At 32.9% G+C, this 6,712-nt stretch carries 3 protein-coding genes and 1 other annotated feature; all 3 genes read right to left on the bottom strand.

Annotated features, from left to right (window positions below):
* Positions 1-13: 13 nt before the first annotated feature.
* The 3 genes from BUB51_RS06190 to thrS all read right to left on the bottom strand — a co-directional run bounded on the left by BUB51_RS06190 (position 14) and on the right by thrS (position 6,033).
* Positions 14-1,708 carry an FAD-dependent oxidoreductase gene (locus BUB51_RS06190; RefSeq protein WP_073196318.1) on the bottom strand — a complete coding sequence of 565 codons (1,695 nt, stop codon included), beginning with the start codon at positions 1,706-1,708 and terminating at the stop codon, positions 14-16.
* A gap of 195 nt (positions 1,709-1,903) precedes the next feature.
* Positions 1,904-3,853, bottom strand: a complete 1,950-nt coding sequence (locus BUB51_RS06195; RefSeq protein ID WP_073196320.1) for an OPT family oligopeptide transporter — start codon at positions 3,851-3,853, stop codon at positions 1,904-1,906.
* A gap of 269 nt (positions 3,854-4,122) precedes the next feature.
* The gene (gene thrS, locus BUB51_RS06200; protein ID WP_073196322.1) at positions 4,123-6,033 is read right to left on the bottom strand and encodes a threonine--tRNA ligase; all 1,911 of its coding nucleotides are present in this window, start codon (positions 6,031-6,033) and stop codon (positions 4,123-4,125) included.
* Positions 6,034-6,094: 61 nt separating this feature from the next.
* Positions 6,095-6,312, bottom strand: a binding site (T-box leader).
* Between the last annotated feature and the right edge of the window lie 400 nt (positions 6,313-6,712).

Consider the following 6,712-nt stretch of genomic DNA (forward strand, 5'->3'; position numbering starts at 1 on the left):
GGGCAGATGTTTTTTACTTCATTTTACGTTCAAATGGCCAAGCTAATATTCCGCCATCCATAAATTTAACATTTTTAAATCCTTTTTCCTCTAAAATTCTCTGTGCTTCATATCCTCTTAAACTTATTTTACAGAATGCTATTATTTCCTTATCTTTAGGTAATTCACCATATTTTTCTCTTAATGCACCTAATGGTATATTTATTACATTTTCATATGGTAAAGACATCATTTCAATTTCTTTAGGTGAACGAACATCTAATAATATAAAATCTTCTCCATTATCTAGTTTTTTCTTAACATCAATTGCAGAAATAGCTTTTGCAATTCCATCTATTTTGTTACGCATTATATTTGCAGCTACTATTAAGTTTTCCATAGCTGGTGAGAATGGTGGAGCATATGCAAAGTCCATATTTGCTAAATCGGATACAGTAATTCCATAGTAAAGTCCTACACTTATCATATTTACACGTTTAGCCACATCACCATATCCAACTACTTGTGCTCCAATTATTTTCCCTGTTGATCTTTCACCAATCAATTTAATAAAAATTGGCTTGCCTGTTGGATAAAAATGTGCTTTATCTGGTGCAGGTGCTAAAACTGTAACTACATCTCTATTTTCTTTTCTTGCCATTTCTTCTGTCATTCCCACAGAAGCAACATTGAAATCAAAAACTTTACATATACTTGTTCCTACTGTTCCAGGGAATTTTTCTTCTTTCCCATAAATATTATTAGCTATAATTCTACCATGAATGTTAGCTATATCTCCTAATGGTGTATATAATCTTCTATTATAAATTATATTTTCATTATCTACACAGTCACCGCCTGCATATATATCAGGATCACTTGTTTGAAGATACTCATTTACCTTTATCGCTCTGTTTTCACTAATTTCTAATCCTGCCTCTTCTGCAAGTTTTATATTAGGCCTTACGCCAACAGAAATTAATACCAATTGAGCATCAATTTTACCTTTATCAGTAACCACAGTCTTAACATTTTCCTCATTGTCGCCTTCTAATTCTAATACTTTTGTACCAGTCAATACATCTACTTTATTCTTTTTCATGTCTCTTATTAATAACATAGACATTTCAGTATCTAGCATTTTAGGAAGTACTTTGTCCATCATTTCTACTACTGTTACTTTAACACCCTGTTTAGTCAAAGCCTCTGCAACCTCTAAACCTATTAATCCCCCACCAACTATTACTGCATCTTTGACTTTACCACTATCTAATAAACTTTTTATCTTTTCAGCATCATATGGATGATATAATTTAAATACATTATTTAAATCGATTCCTTTTATTGGTGGTACATTAGGTACTGAACCAACCGCTAAAACAAGTTTATCATAAGGTATCTCTTGTTTTTCATTTGTTTTTAGATTAGTTACTACAACCTTTTTCTCTTTTCTATCTATCTTTTCTGCTAAAGTATTATTTAGTACATTAATATTTTTGACTTTTTTAAAGAATTGAGGGTCTCTAGGTACTCCAACAGGAGTTGACCATAATTCTTCTAACTCTTTAACTTCTCCCGATAAATAATATGGCATACCACAGCCACCATAGGAAATAACATCACTTTTTTCAATCAATGTAATTTCAGCTTCAGGATCTAATCTTCTCAATCTTGCAGCAGCTTTCGGGCCGCATGCTACTCCACCGATAATAACGTATCTTTTAGACATAAACACCCTCCTTGAAAAGTTCTTTTTGTTATTTGTCTAACTTAATTCTAAAAAATGTTATTGGCATTTGATAATTATATTTTACATTTACAGTTTTACATATGTCAAATTTTATTATTATACCATTTTAACTACTATTACCCCATAAGATAAAGTTATTATTAAAAGGGGATAAATTTATCCCCTTTTAACAGTTTAGTCTTCTACTTTTTTCCAAATCGAATATTTCATCAATGTAAGTACCAACAATATAAACATAATCAATGCACCATATTTTCCTAATACGCCATCTCCAAATGCAATTACATCTCCAAGAGTTTTATCCTCTATTGGTATTACAGCAAATATAGCCAATAGAATACCTAATAAGCCTTCTCCTGCGATTAATCCTGATGAATATAATACACCACTTTCAATCTTTTCTTTTATAACTGCTTCTGCTTCTTTTCTCTTTTCTAATATTCCTCTTAATAAACCACCAACCATAATTGGTGTACTTAAGTGTATAGGTAGATATAAACCAACTGCAACTGGCAATACTGGAATGCCCATTAACTCTATAACTACACCAATACCTATCCCTGTAAATACAAGCGCCCATGGCAAGTTGCCTTGCATAACACCTTCAACAACCAATCTCATTAATGTAGCTTGTGGTGCTGGTAGTTCATTTGAACCAAATCCCCAAGCATTATTCAATAACATTAGAATAAAACCTATTACTAATCCAGATGCAATAACACCAATAAGCTCACCATATTGTTGTTTCCTAGGAGTTGCACCTACTAAGAAACCAGTTTTTAAGTCCTGAGACGTATCACCTGCTATTGCCGCAACTATACAAATTACAGCACCAACAGAAAGTGCGCCAATCATTCCTGCAGGGCCATCGAACCCTATAGCTTTAAATATGATAGATGTAATTAATAATGTAGCAATTGTCATTCCTGACACTGGATTTGACGAACTGCCAACTAATCCTACTAGTCTTGATGAAACTGTCGCAAAGAAGAAGCCAAATATTGCTATTAATATTGCACCCATAACACCTACTGGTATAATATCTGTAAATATCATTACTAGTATTAATACAATTACTCCTACAACAACTAGTTTCATAGACATATCTTGATCAGTTCTCAAATTACTTTCGTTTTCAAAACCTGCTTTAAATCCACCAAGAGCTTCTTTAAATGTTCTAACTATAAGCGGTAAAGACTTAATTAAACTGATAATACCGCCAAATGCAACGGCTCCTGCACCTATATAACGAATATAGTAATGCCAAATATCTCCGCTTCCTAATTCTGCAATTGGTACAGATGCTGGATATACAGGCACTGTTATAAATCCTCCAATATGTGAAATCAAAGGTATTATAACCAACCAACCTAAAACAGCACCACCTAGCATATAAGCAGCAATTCTAGGTCCTATAATAAAACCAACACCTAATAATGCAGGTAGTACATCTCCACCTATTGCCGCACCTTTATACCCTGTTATTTTCCATTCAATTTTACTCGGGAATAACTTAATTCCATCAGCTATAAACTTATAAAGAGCACCTATTCCCAATCCCATAAATACAGTTTTTGCTTTAGAGCCTCCAACTTCCCCTGCTACAAGAACCTCGGCACAAGCAGTGCCTTCAGGATATGGAAGTTTACCATGCTCATTGACAATAAGTGCTTTTCTTAAAGGAACCATTAATAGTACGCCTAGTATACCACCTATAAGTGATATAACTATTATTCTGAATAAATTTGGAGCATCCATTCCTAACTCTTGAGACCAAATGAATAGTGCTGGTAATGTAAATATAGCACCTGCTGCAAGCGATTCACCGGCTGATCCTATAGTTTGAACCATATTGTTTTCAAGTATTGATTCTTTTTTCATTATACCTCTTATGATGCCCATTGAAATAACTGCTGCTGGTATCGATGCACTGATAGTCATACCCACTCTTAATCCTAAATAAGCATTTGCTGCACCAAATACAATAGCCATAAGAATACCTATAATGATTGCTGTAACTGTAAATTCGGGCATCACCTTGTTAGCAGGTATAAATGGAACATACTTTTCTCCTGCCTTCGGATTATAAGCAGCATCAGACAAACCCCTTTTTACCTCTGACATCAATCTTTCCCCCTTTTATATAAATTTTTTAAATAAGCTAATTTTTCCCTCCTTTCCTTTTTTTTATTCTCAAAAATCCCCCAAAATTTAGAAATTATAAAACTCTATCACCTCCACTTGACTTTTAAAATTTTCAGAATGTTTTTAATTATTGCTATTAAGAATATATTCTATATTTTTCATAAAATTCCTTTTCATTTTATATTTTTTAATATTTTTTTTCAAAAAATAACGCCTATCTACATGATAGGCGTGATAGACGTTAGACATTATTTCCTATTCTTAATTTCATCTAATATTCTATTAAGAAATCCTTCAATCTCAAATGTTCCTATGTCTCCTTCTTCTCTTGCTCTTACAGAAACTGTTTTATTTTCCGCTTCTTTCTCCCCAACAATAAGCATATAAGGAACTTTGTTAAGCTGTGCTTCTCTAATTTTATATCCTACTTTTTCTGCTCTTGTATCAACTTCAACTCTTATATCTTTTTCTTCTAATATTTTCTTAATTTCAAATGCATATTCGTTAAACTTATCAGAAATAGGTAGTATACTTACTTGTACAGGTGCTAACCAAACAGGGAATTTACCTGCATAATGTTCTATTAAAATTCCAATAAATCTTTCAATACTTCCAAAGATAACTCTATGAAGCATTATTGGCCTATGCTTATTTCCATCACTTCCTACATATGTTAAATCAAACCTCTGCGGCATTTGGAAATCTAACTGTATTGTTCCACACTGCCATGTCCTACCTATAGCATCCTCTAAATGAATATCTATTTTCGGACCATAAAAAGCTCCGTCACCTTCATTAATCTTATACTCAAGTCCCTTCTCTTCTAATGCTTCTTTAAGTGCATTTGTTGCCAATTCCCACTCTTCATCAGTTCCCATAGAATTCTCTGGCCTTGTTGAAAGTTCTACATGATACTTAAACCCAAATATACTATAAACATAGTCAACAAAATCGATTACACCTTTTATCTCATCTTTTACCTGCTCTGGTAACATGAAAATGTGTGCATCATCTTGAGTAAATGATCTAACTCTCATAAGCCCGTGCAATACTCCTGACAATTCATGCCTATGCACTAAACCTAATTCACACATCCTAATAGGAAAATCTCTATAACTATACATCTTTCTCTTATAAAGCAGCATCGCTCCTGGACAGTTCATAGGTTTTATAGCATAGTCTACAGAATCAATGCTTGTAAAATACATATTTTCTTTATAATGATCCCAGTGTCCAGATCTATGCCATAATTCCTCATTCAATATAATAGGTGTTTTTACCTCTCCATATCCTCTCTTAACATGCTCTTTTCTCCAAAAATCTTCTAAAATATTTCTGATAACCATTCCTTTAGGATGGAAAAATGGAAATCCTGGCCCTTCTTCTTGTATACTAAATAAATCTAACTCTTTACCTAATTTTCTATGGTCTCTTTTCTTTGCTTCTTCTAATCTATGCAAATACTCATCTAAATCCTTTTTCTTTTCAAAAGAAGTTCCATATATTCTCTGAAGCATCTTATTGTTTTCATCTCCACGCCAATATGCTCCAGCTATACTTAATAATTTTATTGCTTTAACCTTTTTTGTATTCGGCAAATGCGGCCCAGCACATAAATCAACAAATTCGCCTTGTTTGTAAAAAGATATTACTGCATCTTCAGGTAAATCCATTACCAATTCTACTTTATAATCTTCACCTTTATCTTTTAAGAATTTTATCGCTTCTTCTCTTGGCAGTTCGAACCTTTCTATATCAAGCTGCTCTTTAACAATCTTTTTCATTTCCGCTTCAATTTTTTCTAAATCCTCCGGTGTAAATTTATGTTCTGAATCAAAATCGTAATAAAAACCATTTTCGATGGCAGGCCCTATTGCCAGTTTAGTATTTGGATATAATCTCTTGACAGCTTGTGCAAGAATATGAGCGCTTGTATGTCTGAAAATGTCTGCTCCTTCATCATCACTAAACTTCAATATACTTATCGAAGCATCTTCCTCAATTGTATGATTTAATTCCACTACTTTTCCATTTAATTTAGCCCCTACAGCTGCTCTAGCCAATCCACTACTTATATCATTAGCTACATCAAATACACTAACGCCTTTTTCATACTCTCTTACAGAACCATCTGGTAGAGTAATTTTAATTTTTTCCATCTGCATCCCTCCTAACTTTTTATTTATACATATATGAAAAAACTCCCGCCCCCAGCATATAGCTAGGGACGGGAGATACTCCCGCGGTTCCACCCTAATTGGTATAAACCCTCTTTGAGACTTTAACGCAGTCAACGGAAATCCTTACCCTAAAATTAGGTTTCGGATACAACTCAGGGGCAGTTTTCAACTAGGCATATCTTAGGGAGACTCTCAGCCTACGGTACTCCCCTCTCTTTAAGACTGTTTCTAGTCTACTCTTCCCTTCACAGCTTTAACATATGAATTTTTAATAAATTATAAATATATTTTATAGTTTTGTCAAGAAAAATATGTACTTTTCAGAGATTTCGCATCAAATTTCCAGTAAAAAATTTGTTTTTACTAAAATTTTATTTTTTAACATTTACTTGAATAACTGGGAAGCCTGTAGACCGATAGGTCTTAAAAATAGTTACACCTCCCCCTACCCCAAAAAATTTTAATAATCAATTTCCAGTTTTATTTTTAATTATGTTTTTTCAAATATTGGATTTATCCAATCAGCTTCTATAGTAAATCTTTCATCTCTTATATCTTCAATAATATCTATCTGCAACATTCTTTTCTTTCTAAATCCTCTAATACACCTAAAGAAATATAATTGCATAAGATTAAATGCTATTATTATAAACATTAG

Origin of the sequence: Caloranaerobacter azorensis DSM 13643 (assembly GCF_900129995.1) — a bacterium.
GTDB lineage: Bacteria > Bacillota > Clostridia > Tissierellales > Thermohalobacteraceae > Caloranaerobacter > Caloranaerobacter azorensis.